Below are 19603 nucleotides of genomic sequence, written 5' to 3' on the forward strand. Positions count from 1 at the left end.
GGCGGTGAACCGCGCGTGGGACGGGCCGCCCGTATCGCGGGCGGCCCGTCCCGGTACCGCCCCGGGGCACTGCTCCCGGCCCCGGGGCGGTACGGTCGCGCGGCTCAGCGCAGCCGCTCGTAGGCGGGCAGCGTCAGGAAATCCGCGTAGTCCTCGTCCAGGGAGACCTGGAGCAGCAGGTCGTGGGCCTGCTGCCACTGACCGGAGGCGAACGCCTCGTCACCGGTCTCCGCGCGGATCGCGGCGAGTTCCTCGGCGGCGACCGTACGGGCCAGGTCCGCCGTCGCGGTCACGCCGTTCTCGAAGACCACGCCCGCGTTGATCCACTGCCAGATCTGCGAGCGCGAGATCTCCGCGGTGGCCGCGTCCTCCATCAGGTTGAAGATGGCGACCGCGCCGAGGCCGCGCAGCCACGCCTCGATGTAGCGGATGCCGACCGCGACGGCGTTGCGCAGCCCCTCGTACGTGGGCCTGGCGTCCAGGGTGTCGACGGCGATCAGGTCGCCCGCGGCCACCGCGACGTCCTCGCGCAGGCGTTCCTTCTGGTTCGGCCGCTCGCCGAGGACCGCGTCGAAGGAGGCCATGGCGATCGGGACCAGGTCGGGGTGGGCGACCCAGGAGCCGTCGAAGCCGTCGTGGGCCTCGCGGTCCTTGTCGGCCTTGACCTTCTCGAAGGCGGCCTTGTTGACCTCGGCGTCGCGGCGGGAGGGGATGAACGCCGCCATGCCGCCGATCGCGTGCGCGCCGCGCTTGTGGCAGGTGCGGACCAGGAGTTCGGTGTAGGCGCGCATGAACGGGGCGGTCATCGTCACCGCGTTGCGGTCCGGGAGGACGAACTTGGCTCCGCCGTCGCGGAAGTTCTTGACGATCGAGAACAGGTAGTCCCAGCGTCCCGCGTTCAGTCCGGAGGCGTGCTCGCGCAGTTCGTAGAGGATCTCCTCCATCTCGTAGGCGGCGGTGATCGTCTCGATGAGGACGGTCGCGCGGACCGTGCCCCGCGGGATGCCGACGTAGTCCTGGGCGAAGACGAAGACGTCGTTCCAGAGGCGTGCCTCCAGGTGCGACTCCGTCTTCGGCAGGTAGAAGTACGGCCCCTTGCCGAGGTCGAGGAGGCGCTGGGCGTTGTGGAAGAAGTAGAGGCCGAAGTCGACGAGTGCCCCGGGCACCTCGGTGCCGTCGAGCCGCAGATGGCGCTCGTTCAGGTGCCAGCCGCGCGGACGGGTGACGACCGTGGCGAGTTCGTCGTCGGGCCTCAGCGCGTACGACTTGCCGGACCGCGGGTCCGTGAAGTCGATGGCACGGGTGTAGGCGTCGATCAGATTGAGCTGGCCGAGGACGACGTTCTCCCAGGTGGGGGCGGAGGCGTCCTCGAAGTCGGCGAGCCAGACCCGCGCCCCCGAGTTGAGGGCGTTGATGGTCATCTTGCGGTCGGTCGGACCGGTGATCTCCACCCGGCGGTCGTTCAGCGCGGCCGGGGCCGGCGCGACCCGCCAGGAGTCGTCCGCGCGGATCGCCGCCGTCTCGGGCAGGAAGTCCAGCGTGGACGTACGGGCGATCTCGGCGCGGCGCTCGGCGCGGCGGGCGAGCAGTTCGTCACGGCGGGGCGTGAACCGGCGGTGCAGCTCGGCCACGAACGCGAGGGCCGCGTCGGTGAGGACCTCGTCCTGCCGGGGCAGCGGTTCGGCGTCGACGATGGCCAGCGGGGACGGCGCTGGTGCGGACATGAGCTGTCACTCCTTCAACGAGCGGTGCGGACGGCGCCCCACGGCCGCCGGGCCCGGCCGGAACGGCACGGCGTGCCGGGGCGCCGGGAGACGGGTGCGAACGCCGTCCGGGGGTGCAGAGGCTTCTGAACAGTGGATACTAGTTTCCTCATGGTGGAAGTTCAATGGTTTGTTGATGTCGAGAATCTCAGGGTCGACAGAAGCGGCGCCGTACCGGCACGGCGTGCCGGGTCGCTCAGCCGAGGTGCCTCAGGTCCTCCGGCAGGTCGATGTCGTACGCCCGGGCCACGTCGGAACACTCGACGAGCGTGAGCGCGTCGCGGCGCGCACGCAGATACTCCCGGGCGCCCCGGTCGCCCACCGCGCCCGCCACGACGTCCGCCCACCGTTCGGCCCCGAACAGCACCGGATGGCCGCGCTCGCCGTCGTACGAGGCGGCGGCGAGGGCGTTGCGGGAACGGCACGCGGCCCGCACCCGCGCCACCGCCTCCGGGCCGATGCCGGGCTGGTCGACCAGGAGCACCAGCGCCGCGTCCGCGTCCGTACCGGTGAGTGCGCCGAGCCCCGCCCGCAGCGACGAGCCCATGCCCTCCGTCCACCCGGGGTTGACGGTCACCGTGCACCCGGCGAGTCCCGCGCGGGCCCGAACCTCCTCGGCGGCGGCGCCCAGCACCACATGGACACGGTCGCAGCCGCCGTCACGCAGGACCCGCGCCGCGTGCTCCACCAACGGCCGGCCGCGGTGTTCGAGAAGGGCCTTGGGCCGTCCGCCGAGCCGCCGCCCACCGCCCGCGGCGAGCAGCAGGCCGACGACCACCGGGCCCCGAGTTGTTCGATTCATGCGGACTGCATACCCCGGACACGCCTCGCCGCGCACGCGGGCGACGGGGCGGGGAGGGACACGGGGAGCGGCGGGGGAGAGGGTGATGACCTGGGGCGCCGGGGTCCACGGGGCGACTCGCGGATCACTCGTACGGGACCCCTCGAATTCTGTCCGCGGAGTGGCGCACGACACCTTTCATAGCGTTAACTTGCGGTCACTCCCGGACACTTGACTGCGTTCCGGGACCCGGTCGGAACGCTGGCACACGAATGTGCGAGGGGGATTGCTTTGTTGCGAAGCATGGGGCAGACGCGGGTGACGAGCAGTGGTGAGGACCCGAGGGTGACGGAGCTGCGCACGGCGGTCTCCCGACTCCGCCGGGAGCTGGCGGGCCATCCGGCGGAGTTCCCCGACCGGGGGATCGCGGAGGACGAGCTGGCGGCCCTCGACGCGATGGCGGTCGGCGGTGTGCCCGAGATCCCGCGCCTGCGTCGTTCGCTGCTGCTGATCGCGGGGGCGATCGGCTCGGTCAGCGCGCTGGCCGCCGCGCTCAGGGACGTACGCGTCGCCGTGGACCTGTTCGGCGAGCCGCCGCGCGGCTGAACGCCCGTCGGGCGGCCGGTTCAGCGGCGGATCAGCCGGCGTGCCGTGGCCGCGGCGACCGCCGAGGTGCGGGAGTCCACGCCCAGCTTGGCGTAGATGTGCACAAGATGGGACTTCACGGTCGCCTGGCTGAGGAAGAGCCGCTTGCTGATCTGGAGGTTCGACAACCCCTCGCCGACCAGCTGGAGCACTTCGAGCTCCCGTTTGGTCAGCGCGTGCGCCGGGGTGCGCATCCGGTCCATCAGCCGGTGGGCCACGGACGGGGCCAGCGCCGACCGCCCGGCGGCGGCCGTGCGCACCGCCGCCGCCAGCTCCTCCGGCGGGGCGTCCTTCAGCAGGTACCCGGCGGCGCCCGCCTCCACCGCCGCCAGGATGTCCGCGTCCGAGTCGTACGTGGTGAGGATCAGCACCCGGGGAGCGTCCGGCCGTGCCGTGATGGCCGCGGTGGCCTGCGAACCGTGCATGCCGGAGCCGAACTGCAGGTCCATGAGGACGACGTCGAACCCGCCGGTCGCGGCGAGTGCCACGGCCCGTTCCGCGGTGGCGGCCTCGTCGACCACCAGGAAATCGTCCTCGGCGTCGAGCACGGCCCGCAGCCCCGCCCGTACCACCGGATGGTCGTCGGCGAGCAGCAGCCGGATGGGGTCGGGGGCGGGCGCGGTCATGCGGCCTCCTGTCCCGGTGGCCCGTCGGCGGGCCGTCCGTCGGTGAGCGGAAGGGGAAGGGTGAGAGCGACGGCGGTGCCCTGCCCCGGTGCCGACTCGACGCTGAGCGTGCCGCCGAGCGCCCGCGCCCGGGAACGCATCGCGGGCAGCCCGAAGCCGCCGGACCCGCCCTCCGCCGCACTCGCCCCGCTTCCGGGAACGAAGCCGCACCCGTCGTCGACGACGTCCAGCGACACCGACGTGTCCATGAAACTGAGGGTGATCTCCGCACGTCGCGCCCCGGCGTGCCGCACCGTGTTGGCAAGTGCCGACTGGGCGGTGCGCAGCAGCGCCACCTCGTACGGGGTCGGCAGCTCCACCGGGGAACCGCTCACCGCGAACTGCACCGCGAGGCCGGGGGACGTGGTGCGGGACGACAGACGTTCCAGGGCGGCCGCCAGCGAGCCGCTCTCCAGGTCCGGCGGCGACAGCGCACGCACGAAGCGGCGGGCCTCGGCGAGGTTGTCCTGCGCCGCCTCCCGGGCCCGGCGGACGTGCGCGGTGGCGGGGGCGTCGGCGGGCAGGGTGCGCTCGGCGGCCCGCAGCAGCAGCTGGATGCTGGACAGGCCCTGTGCCAGGGTGTCGTGGATCTCGCGGGCCAGCCGTTCCCGCTCGGCGAGCGTGCCCGCCGAGCGCTCCGCCTCGGCCAGCTCCGCGCGGGTCGCCACCAGCTCCTCGATCAGCGCCCGCCGCCGTTCGCTCTCCCGGAACAGCGCCTCGTAGCCGAGGACCGTCGCCACGGCGACCGCCGCGCCGAGCAGCGGCCCGATGAACGTGCCCGGTGTGACGGCCTGGCCGTGGAGCACGAAACAGGCGATGGCGGCGCAGGCGGTGACCGCGACGGCGGGCAGGGCCGCACGCGTCGGCAGCAGATGCAACTGGAGGAAGTAGAGGGGGAAGGCCACCCACAGGGCGTCGGGCGACAGCACCAGCAGCACCAGCCACATGGCGCCCAGCAGGGCCAGCCACACGGCGGCGGCGCGGCCCCGCGGCTGTACGGCCGGGGCGAGGGCGCCCGCCGCGTACAGGGCGGCCATCGCGCAGCCGGCCACGACGATCGCGCTCGCACGCGGGGAGCCGTCACCGATCGCCCGCACCACCACCAGCGCGAGCAGTCCCACCAGCAGGGCGTGCAGGCACAGCCGCAGCGCGGTGGTGACCGGGGGGTGGGTGCGGGAATCCATGATTCGTCCAGCGTAGACGGGCCGTGCTCGCACCCGGTCAATCGAAAGGTTGATGTCGAAGCACACCGGCGAGCGATGCCGCGGACCGCCGGTGCCCGGAGGCTGGAGGCATGTTCGTCGCATGGAGAGATCTCCGGTTCGCCAAGGGCCGGTTCGCGCTCATGGGCACCGTCGTGGTGCTGATCACGCTGCTCGTCGGTCTGCTGTCCGGCCTCACGGCCGGTCTGGCCAGGGAGAACACCTCGGCCGTCACGGGGCTGGACGCCGACCGTCTGGCGTTCGCCGCCCCGCCCGACGGCCGCTCGGTGTCCTTCACCGATTCGAATGTCGAGGAGAGCGCCTGGCGGAGCTGGGCGGGGCGGCCCGGGGTGAGCCGGGCGGAGCCGCTCGGCATCCGCACCCTCGACGCCGCCGCCGGGGAGGGCAGGCGCACGTCCGCGGTGTCCGCGTTCGGGATCGAGCCGGACGGCGGCCTGGCACCGGCGGGTGCCCGGGTCGGCCCGGGGAAGGTGGTGCTGTCCGAACAGGCCGCCGAGGACCTGGGCGCCGGGGCCGGGGACCGGCTGCGGCTCGGCCCCGCCGAGTTCGCCGTCGCGGCGGTCGCCGGCGACGCCTCGTACAGCCACACACCGGTCGTGTGGACCTCGCTCGACGACTGGCAGCGCCTCGGGGGCGACGGCGCCGCCCGGGAACGGCACGCCACCGTGATCGCGCTGACCACCACGGGCGGGGCCGACCTGGCCGCCGGGGACAGAGCCGCCGGCACCAGCACCCTCACCCTGGCCGACTCCCTCACCGCCATCGGCTCCTACCAGGCCGAGAACGGCTCCCTCCAGTTGATGCGGGGCTTCCTCTTCGCCATCTCCGCCCTGGTCATCGGCGCCTTCTTCACCGTCTGGACCATCCAGCGCAGCGGCGACGTCGCCGTCCTCAAGGCGCTCGGCGCCTCCACCGGCTACCTGTTGCGGGACGCGCTCGGGCAGGCCGTCGTGATGCTGGCCCTCGGCACGGGGGCGGGCACGCTGCTCGCCTCCGGCATCGGCGCGCTGATCAGCGGTGGCGCGGTGCCGTTCGTCCTCGACGCGGCGACCGTGCTGGTCCCCGCCGCCGTCATGATCGTCCTCGGCGCGGTCGGGGCGGCCCTGTCCATCCGGCGGATCACCGCCGTCGACCCGCTCACCGCACTCGGGAGTGCCCGATGACCCTCACCCTCACCGACGTCACCCTCACCTACCCCGACGGCGACGACCGGCTCACCGCTCTGGACCGGGTCTCCCTGGACGTGCCCGCCGGTTCGCTCACCGCCGTCGTCGGGCCGTCCGGCTCCGGCAAGTCCAGCCTCCTGGCGGTGGCCGCCACCCTGGTCACCCCCGACACGGGCCGGATCGTCGTCGACGGAACCGACACCACGGACCTCGGCCCCGCGCAGAAGGCGGTGCTGCGCCGCGACCGCGTCGGCATCGTCTTCCAGCAGCCCAATCTGCTGCCGTCCCTCACCGCGGCCGAGCAGCTCCAGGTGATGACCCATCTGTCGGGCGGATCCGTGCGCGGTGCCCGCGACCGGGCGATGGAACTCCTGGACGCGGTCGGTCTCGTGGACAAGGCGGGCCGCCGTCCCCATCAGTTGTCGGGCGGCCAGCGCCAGCGCGTCAACATCGCGCGGGCCCTGATGAACGAACCGGGGGTGCTCCTCGTCGACGAACCGACAAGCGCGCTCGACCACGAACGCGGGGCCGCGGTGCTCGACCTGCTGGTCGCACTCACCCGGCAGCGGTCGACGGCGACGGTACTGGTCACGCACGACCGGACCCATCTGGACCGCGCGGACCGGACCGTCACCATGCACGACGGCCGGCTGACGGCCCCGGCACCCGAAAGGCTCTGAGGGGTGGGCCGGGCCGCCGGCCGGCGCGGGACGCGGCCGGACAACCCGCGCGTGACTTCGCGCATGGGCTGTCCGGCCGGTCTCAGCCCGCGGAGCCGCTGCCGGCCAGGGCGTCGGACAGTTCCTTCGCCGCCTGCTGGAGGATCGGAACGATGCGCTCCGTCGCCGCGTCCGTGACCCGGCCCGCCGGACCCGAGATCGAGATCGCGGCGGCGGTGGGGGAGTCGGGGACGGGCACCGCCAGGCAGCGCACACCGATCTCCTGCTCGTTGTCGTCCACCGCGTAGCCGGCCCGGCGGACCTGCTCCAGCGCCTCCAGGAAACCGTCGGGGGAAGTGATGGTCTTCTCGGTGGCGGCGGGCATCCCGGTCCGGGCCAGCAGCGCCCGCACCTCCTCCGGCGAGGTGTGCGCGAGCAGTGCCTTGCCGACCCCCGTGGAGTGCGGAAGCACCCGTCGGCCGACCTCGGTGAACATGCGCATCGAGTGCTTGGACGGCACCTGGGCCACGTACACGACCTCGTCACCGTCCAGGAGAGCCATGTTCGCGGTCTCCCCGGTCTCGTCGACCAGCCGCGCGAGGTACGGGCGGGCCCAGGTCCCGAGCAGCCGGGACGCGGACTCGCCGAGCCGGATCAGCCGGGGCCCGAGCGCGTAGCGCCGGTTCGGCTGCTGGCGCACGTAGCCGCACTGCACCAGCGTGCGCATCAGCCGGTGGATGGTCGGCAGCGGCAGCCCGCTGCTCGCGGAGAGCTCGCTCAGTCCGACCTCGCCCCCGGCGTCCGCCATCCGCTCCAGCAGATCGAAGGCGCGCTCAAGGGACTGCACACCGCCGCTGGAGGAGGCGGGCTTGGAGTCGGATGTGCTGGCGTGGGACGGCGGCACGTCAACGGTCCTTTCGAGGCGTGAGGAGCGGGTGCCTCACCCGGCGAGGCACCCCGCAGCCTACCGGGCTGTTCCCGATCGGCCCACCGCTCCGGCTCCGGCGTCCTGGCCGGTCAGAGCCTGTTTGTCCCGGTGTCGGTGCCCGGCCGGGCAGCTCTCCGAGGCCGCGCTGGTGCCATGGTACGTTCCATGTTTCGAAAATTGTATTCCGATTTGTGGAATCCTCCAGCCGGGGGCGTGTTCATCCACCGTCCGCCCGCCGCGCGGGCGGACCGGACGGGCGACGGGCGGACGAGGTCTTGACGGGGCGGTGGCGCGAGTGAAGACTCCTTCAACAGTTCGTTGAATTTCTCGACGGCCCGGCGACGGTCCGGAGACGACGGGCGGTGTCCGGAGCTCCGCCGGATCCGGCCGGCATCCGGCCCGGCGGCGGCCCGGCCACGGCCGAGTCCGAAGTGAGGAGCACGGGTGTCCGGTGCGGACGTGAATCTGGTACTGCGCTCGACGCGCGTCGTCACCCCCGACGGGACGCGTCCGGCGGCGGTCGCCGTCGCCGACGGGCGCATCGACGCCGTTCTGCCGTACGACGGCGGGGTCCCGGCCGGCGCCCGGTCGGAGGACCTCGGCGACGACGTCCTGCTGCCCGGGCTCGTCGACACCCACGTGCATGTGAACGACCCGGGCCGCACCGAGTGGGAGGGGTTTCGCACCGCCACCCGAGCCGCCGCGGCGGGCGGCATCACCACCCTCATCGACATGCCGCTCAACGCCGTCCCGCCGACCACCACCGTCGACCACCTGCGCACCAAGCAGCGGGTGGCGGCACCCCGGGCGCACATCGACACCGGTTTCTGGGGTGGTGCCGTCCCTTCCAACGCGAAGGACCTGCGACCGCTGCACGAAGCCGGCGTGTTCGGTTTCAAGTGCTTCCTCTCGCCCTCCGGCGTCGACGAGTTCCCGGAACTGGACCAGGAGCAACTTGCCCGGTCCATGGCGGAGATCGCAGGCTTCGACGGCCTGCTGATCGTGCACGCCGAGGACCCGCGCCATCTGGCCTCGGCCCCGCGGCGCGGCGGTCCCGCCTATGCCGACTTCCTCGCCTCGCGGCCCCGCGACGCCGAGAACACCGCCATCGAGGGGCTCATCGCGCACGCGAGGCGGCTGAACGCCCGCGTCCACATCCTGCACCTGTCCTCCGCCGACGCGCTGCCGACGATCGCCGCCGCCCGGCGCGACGGGGTGCGGATCACCGTCGAGACCTGTCCGCACTTCCTCGCGCTCACCGCCGAGGAGGTCCCGGACGGCGCCACGGAGTTCAAGTGCTGCCCGCCGATCCGGGAGGCCGCCAACCAGGACGCGCTGTGGGCCGGGCTGGCCGACGGGACGATCGACTGCGTCGTGTCCGACCACTCGCCGTGCACCGCCGACCTCAAGACCCCGGACTTCGCCTCGGCCTGGGGCGGCATCTCCTCCCTCCAGCTGGGCCTGCCCGCCGTCTGGACCCGGGCCCGCGCGCGCGGCCACTCGCTCGACGACGTGGCCCGCTGGATGTCCACCGCCCCCGCCGCCCTCGCCGGGCTGACCGGCAAGGGCGCCATCGAGCCCGGACGCGACGCCGACTTCGCCGTCCTCGCCCCCGACGAGACGTTCACCGTCGACCCCGCCGAACTCCTCCACCGCAACCAGGTCACCGCCTACGCGGGCCGCACCCTGTACGGCGTCGTGCGGTCGACCTGGCTGCGCGGCGTGCGGATCGCGGCGAACGGCGTCTTCACCGCACCCACCGGCCGCCTCCTGGAGAGGAACCGCTGACCGCGACGGGGCGGTCCGCCGCGCGGATGACGTGAACACCGGCGCCGCGGGCCCGATATGTTCGGGATGTCCCGTCACGCGTGCCGGGACGGGAGAACACGTGCCCGCCGGACCGATGAGTTCCGGGCGGCGGCGGGGTCGGAAGGGGGAAACCACCGTTTCCCGGACCCGGATCGGGCCCCGGGACCACGACCAGGAGTGGCGTCATGGCCGCGAAACTGACCCTCACCACCTTCCTCACCCTCGACGGCGTGATGCAGGCCCCCGGAGCCCCGGAGGAGGACACCCGCGACGGGTTCGCGTACGGCGGTTGGCAGGTGCCGTTCGTGGACGAGGACATGGGGCGGTTCATGTCCGAGGTCTTCGACCGCTCCGCGGCCTTCCTGCTGGGCCGCCGCACCTACGACATCTTCGCCGCGTACTGGCCCGGGGTGACCGACCCCGACGACCCCATCGCAGGCCCCCTCAACACCCGTCCCAAGTACGTCGTCTCGACCACGCTCGGGAAGCCGGGATGGCACGACACGACCGTCGTCACCACCGACGTCCCGGCGGAGATCGCGCGGATCAAGGAGCGGACCGAGGGCGGCGAACTCCAGATCCACGGCAGCGGCGACCTCGCCCGGTCCCTGATGGAGCACGACCTGATCGACGAGTACACCCTCCTCGTCCATCCGGTCGTGCTCGGCCGGGGCCGCCGGCTCCTCCCGGACGGCGGCCTGCCCACCGCCTTCGAACTCACCGCCTCGCGCACCACCGCGCGCGGCATCTCGATCCAGACCTACCGGCCCGCCGGCCCGGCGCGATTCGGGTCCGTCGCCCTCGACGCCTGAACACCGTCCGGACCGCCGTCCGCGAGGCGGCGGACCCCGGCGGTCGTCCGCCGCACGGCGTCGCGCGCAGGAACGGGGGCGGGGAGGCGCGTGCCCGGCGCCCGGACGGGCGCCGGGCACAGCGCTACCGGCCGTCGCCGCCGTGCGGGGGGCGCCGCGCGCCACGGTCCGGCACCGGCCGGGGCGCGGGCTCGTCCGGGGGCGGCGGGCCCGGTTCGAGAAGTACCCCTTCGTAGGCGAGCCACTGGGCGAAGGTGTGCAGCCCCCGGGGCAGGTCCGTGGAGGGAGCCCAGCCGGGGGGCCGTTCGGCGCCGTCGGCCGGAGCGCGCCACCCGGGAGTCTCCTCCGCGACCGCCCGTACCGGTACCGGCCGCACCGCGGTGTGCACGGCCTGCGCCAGTTCGGCCGCCGTGCACGGCGCACCGGTCGCGGCAGTGAGGTCGTGAGCGGCCGGCCTGGTGCGCAGAATCGCCGCGACCGCGTCGGCGAGATCGTTGACGTGGAGCGGGTGGACCTCCGCGTCAGGGGGACCCGCGACGGTCACGGGCCGGCTGCGCAGCGCGTCCCACACCATGCGGCCGATCGGTGTGTGGCGCGAGCAGCCGGGTCCGTAGACCTCTCCCACGCTCAGCGTGTAGGGGACGGGGTCGTCGTGCGGGCGGATCACGACCACCGGTTCGGTGCTCCGGACACGTGTCAGGTCGACCACGGCGTCGGAACGCTCCCGCAGGTCGGCCAGTCTGCGGGAGAGGTGCTCGCCGAGGGGGTTCGCCGCCGCCCGCCAGACGAGGCCGTCCTGTCGCCGGGGGCGTGGACGCGGGCGGTGCGCGGCGGCTTCCCGTCCGGCGTCGAGCGCCCGGTGCGCCATCCGGGCCAGGGGGTCGCGGCGCTGTGCGAGGTGTTCGTCGGTGCTGGTGTTGCTGATGCCGCCGGTGCCGATCGTGGCCACCGATTCCGCGTACGCCCCCGATGGTCCGCAGGGCACGGCCAGTCCGGTGCGGGACGCCTCGAAGCCCATGGCCAGGGCGGTCAGCCAGGTACCGCGCAGGTCGGCCCCGGCCGCTCCGGCGCCGGGCGGGCGGAGGAGCGAGCCGGGCAGTCCGGCGCCGCGCAGGTACTGCTCGGTGTCCAGGTGCAGACGGCGTTCCGGCCCGGGGCCCGGGACGCGGACCGCGCACTGGGCGACACCGTGCTTGAAGAACGGCAGCACGGCCGGAGCCGCGAGCGTCCGGCCCTCCTCCTCCGGCACGTCGTCCGGCAGGAAGCAGACCGAACGGCGCGGGCCGCGGAAGGCGTTTCCGGAGAGGGAGCCGTGGTCCTGGTGCTCGGCGAGATTGGGAACGGCGACATAACGGGGCACACCGGTGTCGCGTAAGTAGCGGTGCATCAGGATGTCGTCGGGCCAGCCGCCGAGCCGGGACCGGCCGTACGCGACGAACCCCTCGGCGACCGGGCGGGGGAGCACGATGGCCACGCACGGGAAGTACTCGTTGACGGCGCCGACCCAGCGGGCGCCGGCCATCGCTCCCCAGCGCACGGCCGCCCCGTTGCGGGAGTCCCAGAGCGCGAACAACGCGAGTGCCGCGTCGGGCAGTTCCTCGATCGCGGACCGCACCCGGTCGAAGAAGGTTTCGGACAACGTCATGTCGTCCTGAATCACCAGTTGATGTGTGGCCCCGTCCTCGATCGACGACCACGCGGCGAGCGCGGTCCGCAGGACCGAGGGGGTGCCGGTGGGGTCGGGGTCCATGACGACCCGTACGAGGCCCGCAGGGGCGCTCAGCGCCAGTTTCTCGGCCGCCGCGCGGCGTCTCGGATGGGTCATGACCACCGCGCTGAGTCGTTGACGTGTCATATGTCCTCCCTGTTCCGGCCGTGCCGAGCACCGGTCCGAAGCCCGTTTCCATCGACCGGTCCCGGACAGTACGGGGGGCTTGGGCACGCCGCAAGAGTGCCGAAATGGCACTCTGGCAGCCGGGCGACGGGCGCATGAATGCTGGGGCCCGGCACGCCGGGTCCGTGGACCGCGTGCCTCCTTCCCCGATACCGGAAAGGGGCTTCCATGCCCGCGTTACCCAGCATGTCCGCCGCAGACGCCACGGTTGATGTCACCGGGGAGACCGTCCGCTCCCGGCTCGACAAGCTCCGCGACGCCCGTGTGGTCGTGACCGGAGGCGGCGGCCTCGTCGGCAGCAGGCTCGTCGCGGTGCTGCGGAGATCCGGCGCCACCGTCACCGTTCTCGACCGGATGGACGCCTACCCCGAGCACGCCCACGAGATCTTCGGCGTGGCACGCAGCGACGCCCGGCTGGTCGTCGGCGACGTGCGCGACGCCGACACCGTCGGCGCCCTGCTGCGCGAGGCCGACTTCGTGGTCCACGCCGCGGCCTACGCGGATGTCGCCGCCTGCACCAGGCGGCCCGACATCGCCTTCCGCGCCAACGTCGAGGGCACCCAGGTCGTCCTGGAGCAGGCCGCCCGCCACCCGGTGCGCCGACTCGTGCTCGTCTCGTCCGCCTCCGTGTACGGCGACGGCGTACCCACCGACGGGGGGCCGCAGGTCTTCCACGAGGACCAGCCGCTCTTCCCGGTGTCCGTGTACGCCAACTCCAAGCTCTGGGCGGAGCACCAGACGAGGCTGATGCTGAACGCCTCCAGCGGCACCGAGTACGCGGTGGTGCGCTACTTCTCCGTCTACGGCGAGCCCCAGATCCCCAAGCCGGGCAGCCACTCCTGGATGGTTCCCTGGCTCTCCCTCCAGGCCCGCCTCGGCCGTCCGATGCGGCTCAACGGCGGCGGCGTACAGGTCCGTGACCTCGTCCACGTGGACGACATCGCCGAGGCCACCGCGCTCGCGCTGACCGAGGAGCAGATGGCCGCGCAAACCGTCAACATCGGTACCGGCGTCCCCACGTCGGTCCGCGAGGTCGCCGACCTGATCGCCCCGTACTTCCCCGGGGCACGGCGGATCGTCACCCCGCGCCCCGAGGGGGACCCGCTCGGCGGCTACGCCTCGACCGAACGCGCCAGGGAACTGCTGCGCTGGCAGGCCGGCATCGACGTCCGAGAAGGTGTGGACCGGTATGTGCGATGGCTGCTCGCCACGCCGGACGCCATGCCGCGCTGGCTGGCCGACGAGACGGACGAGGAGTGAGAGCCACCGCACCGGACCGGCCCGTGGCACGCGGGTACGGCGACGGAGGAGAGACGCACGGCATGAGTTACACCGGTTCGTACATCTGGTCGCTGCGCCAGAAGGTCGGCTCCAGGAGCCTGCTGGTGCCCGGCGCGCAGGTGCTGCTGCTCGACGCCGGGGGCCGCGGGCTGTTCCAGCAGCGTGCGGACACCGGGGTCTGGGAGCTTCCGGCCGGCGCCTGCGAGGAGGGCGGTGACTTCCTGGACGCCGCCGTGCGGGAGACGGCCGAGGAGACCGGCCTGCGGCTGGAGCGGGAGGACCTGGTGGCGTTCGGTTCGCTGTCCGATCCGCGGGTGCACACCCTGACCTACCCGAACGGCGACGTCACGCACTGCTTCGCGCTCTGTTTCGTCGCCCACCGCTGGTCGGGGGAGTTGGCCCCGGGCGCCGACGAGGTGCGCCGAGCCGTGTTCGCGCCGCTCGACGCCCCGCCGCGGCCCCTGCACCCGCCGACGGCCGTGGTGCTGTCCATGTACGAGAGGTTCCGCTCGGAGGGAAGGTTCCAGGCCCGGTGATCCCCACACATCCGATACGCGCGGTGGTGCCCTGCCGGGCCTGTCTGTCCGGCGAGGACCTGGACTGGCTCGGCGGCGGCCGTTCGGTCAGCGTCGCGCTCGCCCTGACGACGACCGCGGAGATCCGTCCCGGCCCCGCCCCGGACCGGCGGGCGGCGGACGGCTGGTCCCGGGAGGTGTGGGCGTTCCTGCACGAGCGGCTGCCGGGCCTCGGTCCGCGTCCGCCCGCCGTCACCGTGTCCAGCCGGGCGCCCTCGGCGAGCGGCCTCTCCTCGTCCACGGCCCGGATCGTGGCGCTGTTCCGGGCGTTCACGCACCCGTCGCTCACCGGTCGGCACGTCGACGACGACACGATCGCCCGGTGGGCGTACGAGTTCGAGTTCGCCGTCTTCAACGGCGGCGGCATGGACCACCTCGCGGTCGTCGAGGGCGGTGCGCTGCTCCTCGAAGGCCGCGAGCGCGGGCTTCCGGCCGTGCGGGAGCGGCTGGAGTTCCCGGACGAGTGGCGGGTCGTCGTCGTGGACTCCGGCACCCGCAAGGACACCAGGCACCACATCCGTGACGTGCGTGCGCAGCTCGCGTCCGGCGACCCCGCGCTCGCCGCCTACCGGGCGGCGGCGGACGAGGCGTCGGAGCGGGTGTGGGAGGCGTTGCGCGGCCGTGACCTGGTGGGGCTCACGACCGCGATGACCCGTGCCCACGAGGCCATGCGGGACCACCAGCGGATGTCGACACCGTTCCTGGAGGAACTCAGGGGCCTCGCGTCGCGTGCCGTCGGCCTGCCGCTGAAACTCAGCGGGGCCGGCGGGGGCGGGGCCATGGTGGGCGTCTGCCCGGCCGAGACGGTGGAGGGGACGGTGGAGCGGCTGAGGCGGGCGCTGAGCGCCTCCCACGCGCAGGTCGGGGTCATACCCGCTCCGGCCGCGCCGGCGAGGCGCGTCGTCGATCCGGTGCCGTCGGCGCCGACGGCGGGCCCGGTACGGGGAGGGGAGCGGCAGCCTGCCTCACCGTAGCGTGCCCGGCGGTCCGCCACGGCGGACCGCCGCACCACGACGGCGTCCGGCGCCTCCCCCGTTCCCGGGAACGGGGGAGGCGCCGGACGCCCTTGTGCGACGGCAGGCGGACGCGGCCCGCCGGTGTGTCAGATGAACGGGTCGTAGTCCTGCGCGAGCGGCGCCTCGCCGCCCTTCCGGTCGATGTGTTCAAGTTCCAGGTTGGAACGGTGACGCGCGCAGTGGAACCTGCAGTCACGGCTCGGGTCGATGATGCCCCGGTCCGAGTCCTTCCAGATGTCGGCGAGATCGTCCGTCACGGCGTCGCCGATCCGGGCGAGCGGGTTGCCCCGGTGGTAGGAGCACACGTACACCCCGGACGGGGTGATGAGCGTGCGGAGCTCGGCGACACGGCAGCGGTGGTAGTCCTTGGGCTGGATGGGGCCCGTGTGGCTGCGCAGGGAGGTGAGGGTGGAGGAGTTGACGAGTTGGAAACTGTCGCTCTCCAGACCGGCGGCCCCGGCGAGCTGGCGGTCGACGGATTCCAGCATCCCCTCGGGGACCTGCACGATGTGGTGGTCGTCGTCGAACATGGCTTTGGTCTCGAAGTAGTCGCAGCCGATGTCGTGGGCGAGTTCGGCCGCCTGCAGCACCTCGTGGTGGTTGGTGACGGTACGGCCGTCGGGCTCCCGGCGTGACATCACCAGGAAGGAGTAGCCGAGGGCTCCCTTCTTCTCGGCGGCGAGCAGCCGCATGTTGCCGATCACCTTGTCGAAGACGCTGCGGCCCTTGCGGTCGGGGCGGAACACCCCGTACGTCCCGGCGGTGCCCGCGTCGACGGAGACCCGGACCCAGGTGGCGTACTGGGCCAGCTCGGGGAGGCTCTGCCTGATCATCGTGCCGTTGGTGACGACTCCGACGGCCAGGCCGGCCTCGCCGAGTATGCGTAAGACCCGGCGGGTGCCCCGGTGGGCGAGGGGCTCCCCGCCGCCGATGAGGACAACGGCCCGCACCGACAGGGCGACGAGTTCCTCGGCGAGCGCGCCGAGCCGTTCCGGGGTGAACCGGCCCTGGTTGAGGAGCTTTCCGCTGATGCACTCGGGGCAGGCGAGGTCGCAGAACGTGGTCGGGTCGAGATCCACGACGAGCGGGGCACGCGAGGGCGCACCGGTGGCGGCCTCAAGGACCCGGGGCCAGCCGGAGGGCTGGTACAGCTTGGAGACGAGGTCGAGGCGGTCGTGCGTCACGGGTGTTCTCCTCCACGGGGGACAGGGTGTCGCGGGCGGGCCGTCCGGGTGCGGGTCGGGGCTCAGCCCTTGACCGCGCCGGAGGACAGCCCCGCGGCGATCTTGCGCTGGAGCACAAGGAAGAAGACCACTACGGGCAGGGCGGTGAGCGTGGCTCCGGCCATCAGCCCGCCGTAGTCGGTGCCGAAGCTGGTCTGGAAGGAGACCAGCCAGATGCTGAGGGTCTGTTTCTCCGGTGTGGACAGCAGGACATAGACGAGGACGTACTCGTTCCACGCCTGCACCATCGCGAAGACCGAGGTGGCCACCAGACCGGGGGCGAGCAGCGGCAGCACGACGCGGACGAACGCGCCGAGCCTCCCGCAGCCGTCGACCATCGCCGCCTCCTCCAGTTCCACCGGGATGGCGGCGACGAAGCCGCGCAGCATCCACACCGTGAACGGCAGGGTGAAAACGAGGTAGGTGAGGATGACCCCGGCGAGGCTGTCGGTGAGCCCCACTTCGTTCAGCAGCAGGTAGACGGGGATGATGAGGGCCGCCAGGGGGATCATCTGGACCGTGAGGATCACCACGACGAACGCCTTGCGGCCGGCGAAGCGGAAGCGGGCGAGGGCGAACGCGGCGAGGGTGCCGACCAGCAGCGAGGCGAGGACGGTGCCGACGCCGATGACGACACTGGAGCGGACGTTGGGCCAGAAGGTGTCCGAGCTCATCGCCCGCGTGAAGTTGGCGAGCGTGGGATGCCGGGGCCAGAACTCGGGCGGCAGACTGAGGATCTCGCTCGCCGGCCGGAACGCGGTGAGGACCATCCAGTAGACGGGGAATCCGATGACGGCGGCCACGACCACACCGAGGACGTCGTGGCGGCGCCCGCCCCGTCCCACCGGGGTTCTCTGTCGTCGTCCTGGTCTCATTCGGTCTCTCCCAGCCTCAGCATCTGCCGCAGGTAGACCACGGCCCCGACGAGCAACAGGACGACGGTGACCACGGCGATGGCCGCACCGGTGCTGTAGCGGTTGACGGCGAACGACTCGATGAAGGAGTACACACCGAGCAGGTAGTACTCACGCTCGGGCTGGCCGCCGCGCATCAGCCAGACCTGGTTGAAGACGCCGAAGTCCCAGATGGCCATCAGGGTGGTGACCACCACGAACACCGGCTTGACGACGGGGAAGGTGATGTGACGGAAGATCTGGGACGGGCGCGCGCCGTCGATGAGGGCCGCCTCCTCCAGCTCCGGGGGGATCTGGGCGAGCGCCGCCTGAAGGGTGATGGCGGCGAACGGCAGCGCGCCCCAGACGACGACCGCGGTGATCACGGCGAAGCCCTGCCACGGGTCGGTGAACCAGTTGTGCCGGGCGAGGTCGACACCGGGCAGCTGTGACAGCAGCCAGTTGACCACTCCGTAGTCCGCGTCGAAGAGCCAGCGGAAGACCGCCGCCGCCACCATCACCGGCATCGCCCACACGGCGACGAGCATGCAGGCGAGCAACGCCCGCACCCACGGCGCCGCCCGCCGCATCAGCAGGGCGGTGAACAGACCGAGCACCATGGTCAGGGTCACGCAGACGACGGTGAACAGCACGGTGCGGGCCACCACCGTCCAGAAGAACTCGTCGCCGAGGATCGTCCGGAACTGCCGCAACCCGGCCCAGGGCGGTGCCGCACCACTGAACAGCTCTCTGCGGGTCATGTCCTGGAAGGACAGGGTCGTCATGTCGAACAGCGGATAGCCGAGGACCACCAGAAGTGCCAGCAGCGTCGGCGAGATCAGCAGGTAGGGCAGCAGGGGGCGCAGCCGGCGTCTGACCGGGACCGGTTCAGCGTTCATTGATCACGGCGTCGATCCGGCGGTCCGCCTCCCGTGCGGCGTCCCGCACGGACGCCTTGCCGGTGGCGATACGTTCCAGCATCTCGGGCAGGACGTTGGACTTCTCCACCGACGTCCAGCCGGGGGCGAGGGGCGTGACCCAGCCGCGGGTGGCGGCCTGGGCCGCCGGGCCGTTGACACCGTCGGCGGCCACCTCGGTGAGCTGGATGGTGTTGTTGGGCAGGGTGTTGGCGGCGATCAGCTGCTGCTGGGACTTCTCGTCGGTGAACACGCGGATCCAGTCGGTGGCGAGGTCCTTGTTCGCCGATTTGGCGGGCACGGCCAGGGTGCTTCCGCCGAGGAACGGGGGAAGCAGCTTCCCGGACGGGCCGGGGAAGGCGAAGGTGGCGAACTTCCCCTTCAGGGAGGGGTTTCCGCCGGACGTCGGGTCGGTGGCGGCCTGGGCCTCCCAGGTGTTGCCGTAGAAGACGCCGACCTTGCCCTGCCCGACGACGGCCGGCTGGTCGCCGTTGTCCTTGGCCCGGTCCCCGACGTAGTAGTCGTCGAGGAGCTTCTTCCAGGTCGTGAGCCCGGCGATGGACTTCGGCGAGGAGAGGGCGCCGTGCCAGCGGCCCTCCTCCTCGACCGCCATCTCGCCCTCGGCGTCCTTGACGAAGGCCATGGCGGCGGACCAGTAGCGACCGGGCATGTAGGACGCCGAGAACGAGGGGTCCGCGGCGCCGAACTTCGCCTTCAGCCGGTCGAGATCGGCGACCAGTTCGGGAAAGGTGCGCGGGGCCCGGGCGATGCCGGCCTGCTGGAAGTAGTCGGTGCGGTAGACGCCGACCCGCGCGCCCGCGTAGTAGGGCACACAGTAGGTCCGGCCGTCGTGACGGCAGGCGTCGGCGAGCGCCGGCAGCCATTCCCCGGAATGCTCGAAGTCCTTCGGGTCCAGCGGGGCGAAGGTGTCGTTGACGATGTAGTTGGTGGTCTCGCTGTTGCCCATCTCCACCACGTCGGGCACGTTCCGCCCGGCGAGGACCGCGTCGAGCTTCTGGTTCTTCGTCGTCCACTGCTGGTACTGGACGTCGACCCTCACCCCCGGGTGCTCCTTCGCGAACCGGCTGTTGGCGGAGGCGACCAGCTTCGGCCAGCTCTCCTTGGCGTCGACCGCCAGCCACACCGTCAGCTTGCCCCCCTCACCGGGGGCGTCGGTGCCGCCGGAGCCGCACCCCGCCGCCGTGAGCAGGAGGAGAGCTCCCAGGACCAGGGACCGGCCGGGCATGCGTAGTGCCATCGGATTCCTCCGTGCGGGATTGTCGGGGCGTATGGGGTCGGTGTGACCGCACCTCTCCCTACCCAGCTGATCGCGACCCCGCGCGAGGCGAGGGG

At 72.6% G+C, this 19603-nt stretch carries 18 protein-coding genes; 8 read left to right on the forward strand and 10 right to left on the reverse strand.

Annotation, left to right across the window (positions count from 1 at the left end; translation table 11 throughout):
- Positions 1–104: 104 nt before the first annotated feature.
- Entirely contained in the window at positions 105–1724 is a 1620-nt protein-coding gene (gene aceB, locus ACF1CT_RS23310) for a malate synthase A (RefSeq protein WP_391785841.1), read from the reverse strand.
- 235 nt (positions 1725–1959) lie between these two features.
- Complete coding sequence (locus ACF1CT_RS23315) at positions 1960–2565, reverse strand: NTP transferase domain-containing protein (protein ID WP_391785842.1); 606 nt, start codon at positions 2563–2565, stop codon at positions 1960–1962.
- A gap of 282 nt (positions 2566–2847) precedes the next feature.
- On the opposite strand from ACF1CT_RS23315, the gene ACF1CT_RS23320 reads away from it, so the two are divergent.
- Complete coding sequence (locus ACF1CT_RS23320) at positions 2848–3150, forward strand: DUF5955 family protein (RefSeq protein ID WP_376242593.1); 303 nt, start codon at positions 2848–2850, stop codon at positions 3148–3150.
- 20 nt (positions 3151–3170) lie between these two features.
- Here ACF1CT_RS23320 and ACF1CT_RS23325 read toward each other — a convergent pair whose 3' ends face one another.
- Together ACF1CT_RS23325 and ACF1CT_RS23330 are read right to left on the reverse strand one after the other, a co-directional pair.
- On the reverse strand, positions 3171–3815 hold the full coding sequence (locus tag ACF1CT_RS23325) for a response regulator (RefSeq protein ID WP_391785843.1): 645 nt from the start codon (positions 3813–3815) through the stop codon (positions 3171–3173).
- The gene (locus ACF1CT_RS23330; RefSeq protein WP_391785844.1) at positions 3812–5038 is read right to left on the reverse strand and encodes a sensor histidine kinase; all 1227 of its coding nucleotides are present in this window, start codon (positions 5036–5038) and stop codon (positions 3812–3814) included. Before ACF1CT_RS23330 ends, ACF1CT_RS23325 begins: the two co-directional genes overlap by 4 nt.
- 110 nt (positions 5039–5148) lie before the next feature.
- Between ACF1CT_RS23330 and ACF1CT_RS23335 the strand changes: the two genes are divergently transcribed.
- Both ACF1CT_RS23335 and ACF1CT_RS23340 read left to right on the forward strand, forming a co-directional pair.
- On the forward strand, positions 5149–6240 hold the full coding sequence (locus ACF1CT_RS23335) for an ABC transporter permease (protein WP_391785845.1): 1092 nt from the start codon (positions 5149–5151) through the stop codon (positions 6238–6240).
- Positions 6237–6923, forward strand: coding sequence for an ABC transporter ATP-binding protein (locus ACF1CT_RS23340; RefSeq protein WP_391785846.1), 687 nt, complete (start codon positions 6237–6239; stop codon positions 6921–6923). The genes ACF1CT_RS23335 and ACF1CT_RS23340 overlap by 4 nt, the downstream gene beginning before the upstream one ends.
- 82 nt (positions 6924–7005) lie before the next feature.
- Here ACF1CT_RS23340 and ACF1CT_RS23345 read toward each other — a convergent pair whose 3' ends face one another.
- The gene (locus tag ACF1CT_RS23345) at positions 7006–7806 is read right to left on the reverse strand and encodes an IclR family transcriptional regulator (RefSeq protein WP_391785847.1); all 801 of its coding nucleotides are present in this window, start codon (positions 7804–7806) and stop codon (positions 7006–7008) included.
- A 468-nt stretch (positions 7807–8274) separates the two neighbouring features.
- Between ACF1CT_RS23345 and allB the strand changes: the two genes are divergently transcribed.
- Positions 8275–9618 (forward strand): allantoinase AllB, encoded by a 1344-nt coding sequence (gene allB / locus ACF1CT_RS23350; RefSeq protein WP_391785848.1) that lies wholly within the window; start codon positions 8275–8277, stop codon positions 9616–9618.
- A gap of 206 nt (positions 9619–9824) precedes the next feature.
- Complete coding sequence (locus tag ACF1CT_RS23355) at positions 9825–10451, forward strand: dihydrofolate reductase family protein (protein WP_391785849.1); 627 nt, start codon at positions 9825–9827, stop codon at positions 10449–10451.
- 124 nt (positions 10452–10575) lie between these two features.
- Here the strand turns inward: ACF1CT_RS23355 and ACF1CT_RS23360 are convergent, their stop codons facing one another.
- The gene (locus ACF1CT_RS23360; protein ID WP_391785850.1) at positions 10576–12306 is read right to left on the reverse strand and encodes a hypothetical protein; all 1731 of its coding nucleotides are present in this window, start codon (positions 12304–12306) and stop codon (positions 10576–10578) included.
- A gap of 207 nt (positions 12307–12513) precedes the next feature.
- Between ACF1CT_RS23360 and ACF1CT_RS23365 the strand changes: the two genes are divergently transcribed.
- From ACF1CT_RS23365 to ACF1CT_RS23375, 3 genes are all read left to right on the forward strand, one after another.
- Positions 12514–13605 (forward strand): NAD-dependent epimerase/dehydratase family protein, encoded by a 1092-nt coding sequence (locus ACF1CT_RS23365; protein ID WP_391785851.1) that lies wholly within the window; start codon positions 12514–12516, stop codon positions 13603–13605.
- Between the two features lie 62 nt (positions 13606–13667).
- Complete coding sequence (locus tag ACF1CT_RS23370; protein ID WP_391785852.1) at positions 13668–14162, forward strand: NUDIX domain-containing protein; 495 nt, start codon at positions 13668–13670, stop codon at positions 14160–14162.
- Positions 14159–15175 (forward strand): mevalonate kinase, encoded by a 1017-nt coding sequence (locus ACF1CT_RS23375; RefSeq protein ID WP_391785853.1) that lies wholly within the window; start codon positions 14159–14161, stop codon positions 15173–15175. The genes ACF1CT_RS23370 and ACF1CT_RS23375 overlap by 4 nt, the downstream gene beginning before the upstream one ends.
- Before the next feature lie 128 nt (positions 15176–15303).
- Here the strand turns inward: ACF1CT_RS23375 and ACF1CT_RS23380 are convergent, their stop codons facing one another.
- The 4 genes from ACF1CT_RS23380 to ACF1CT_RS23395 all read right to left on the reverse strand — a co-directional run bounded on the left by ACF1CT_RS23380 (position 15304) and on the right by ACF1CT_RS23395 (position 19508).
- Entirely contained in the window at positions 15304–16401 is a 1098-nt protein-coding gene (locus ACF1CT_RS23380; protein WP_391785854.1) for a radical SAM protein, read from the reverse strand.
- A 62-nt stretch (positions 16402–16463) separates the two neighbouring features.
- Complete coding sequence (locus ACF1CT_RS23385) at positions 16464–17315, reverse strand: carbohydrate ABC transporter permease (RefSeq protein ID WP_391785855.1); 852 nt, start codon at positions 17313–17315, stop codon at positions 16464–16466.
- Positions 17312–18232: a carbohydrate ABC transporter permease gene (locus ACF1CT_RS23390; protein ID WP_391785856.1), complete on the reverse strand. Its 921-nt coding sequence runs from the start codon at positions 18230–18232 to the stop codon at positions 17312–17314. The genes ACF1CT_RS23385 and ACF1CT_RS23390 overlap by 4 nt, the downstream gene beginning before the upstream one ends.
- Positions 18222–19508, reverse strand: coding sequence for an extracellular solute-binding protein (locus tag ACF1CT_RS23395; RefSeq protein WP_391785857.1), 1287 nt, complete (start codon positions 19506–19508; stop codon positions 18222–18224). Before ACF1CT_RS23395 ends, ACF1CT_RS23390 begins: the two co-directional genes overlap by 11 nt.
- Between the last annotated feature and the right edge of the window lie 95 nt (positions 19509–19603).

This window comes from Streptomyces sp. NPDC014734, assembly GCF_043083325.1.
GTDB lineage: Bacteria > Actinomycetota > Actinomycetes > Streptomycetales > Streptomycetaceae > Streptomyces.

Excerpts from the sequence above, each read along its gene's own strand:
- aceB (WP_391785841.1), bottom strand. The coding sequence starts at position 1,724 with ATGTCCGCACCAGCGCCGTCCCCGCTGGCCATCGTCGACGCCGAACCG.
- ACF1CT_RS23315 (WP_391785842.1), bottom strand. The coding sequence starts at position 2,565 with ATGAATCGAACAACTCGGGGCCCGGTGGTCGTCGGCCTGCTGCTCGCC.
- ACF1CT_RS23320 (WP_376242593.1), top strand. The coding sequence starts at position 2,848 with ATGGGGCAGACGCGGGTGACGAGCAGTGGTGAGGACCCGAGGGTGACG.
- ACF1CT_RS23325 (WP_391785843.1), bottom strand. The coding sequence starts at position 3,815 with ATGACCGCGCCCGCCCCCGACCCCATCCGGCTGCTGCTCGCCGACGAC.
- ACF1CT_RS23330 (WP_391785844.1), bottom strand. The coding sequence starts at position 5,038 with ATGGATTCCCGCACCCACCCCCCGGTCACCACCGCGCTGCGGCTGTGC.
- ACF1CT_RS23335 (WP_391785845.1), top strand. The coding sequence starts at position 5,149 with ATGTTCGTCGCATGGAGAGATCTCCGGTTCGCCAAGGGCCGGTTCGCG.
- ACF1CT_RS23340 (WP_391785846.1), top strand. The coding sequence starts at position 6,237 with ATGACCCTCACCCTCACCGACGTCACCCTCACCTACCCCGACGGCGAC.
- ACF1CT_RS23355 (WP_391785849.1), top strand. The coding sequence starts at position 9,825 with ATGGCCGCGAAACTGACCCTCACCACCTTCCTCACCCTCGACGGCGTG.
- ACF1CT_RS23360 (WP_391785850.1), bottom strand. The coding sequence starts at position 12,306 with ATGACACGTCAACGACTCAGCGCGGTGGTCATGACCCATCCGAGACGC.
- ACF1CT_RS23365 (WP_391785851.1), top strand. The coding sequence starts at position 12,514 with ATGCCCGCGTTACCCAGCATGTCCGCCGCAGACGCCACGGTTGATGTC.
- ACF1CT_RS23370 (WP_391785852.1), top strand. The coding sequence starts at position 13,668 with ATGAGTTACACCGGTTCGTACATCTGGTCGCTGCGCCAGAAGGTCGGC.
- ACF1CT_RS23385 (WP_391785855.1), bottom strand. The coding sequence starts at position 17,315 with ATGAGACCAGGACGACGACAGAGAACCCCGGTGGGACGGGGCGGGCGC.
- ACF1CT_RS23390 (WP_391785856.1), bottom strand. The coding sequence starts at position 18,232 with ATGAACGCTGAACCGGTCCCGGTCAGACGCCGGCTGCGCCCCCTGCTG.
- ACF1CT_RS23395 (WP_391785857.1), bottom strand. The coding sequence starts at position 19,508 with ATGGCACTACGCATGCCCGGCCGGTCCCTGGTCCTGGGAGCTCTCCTC.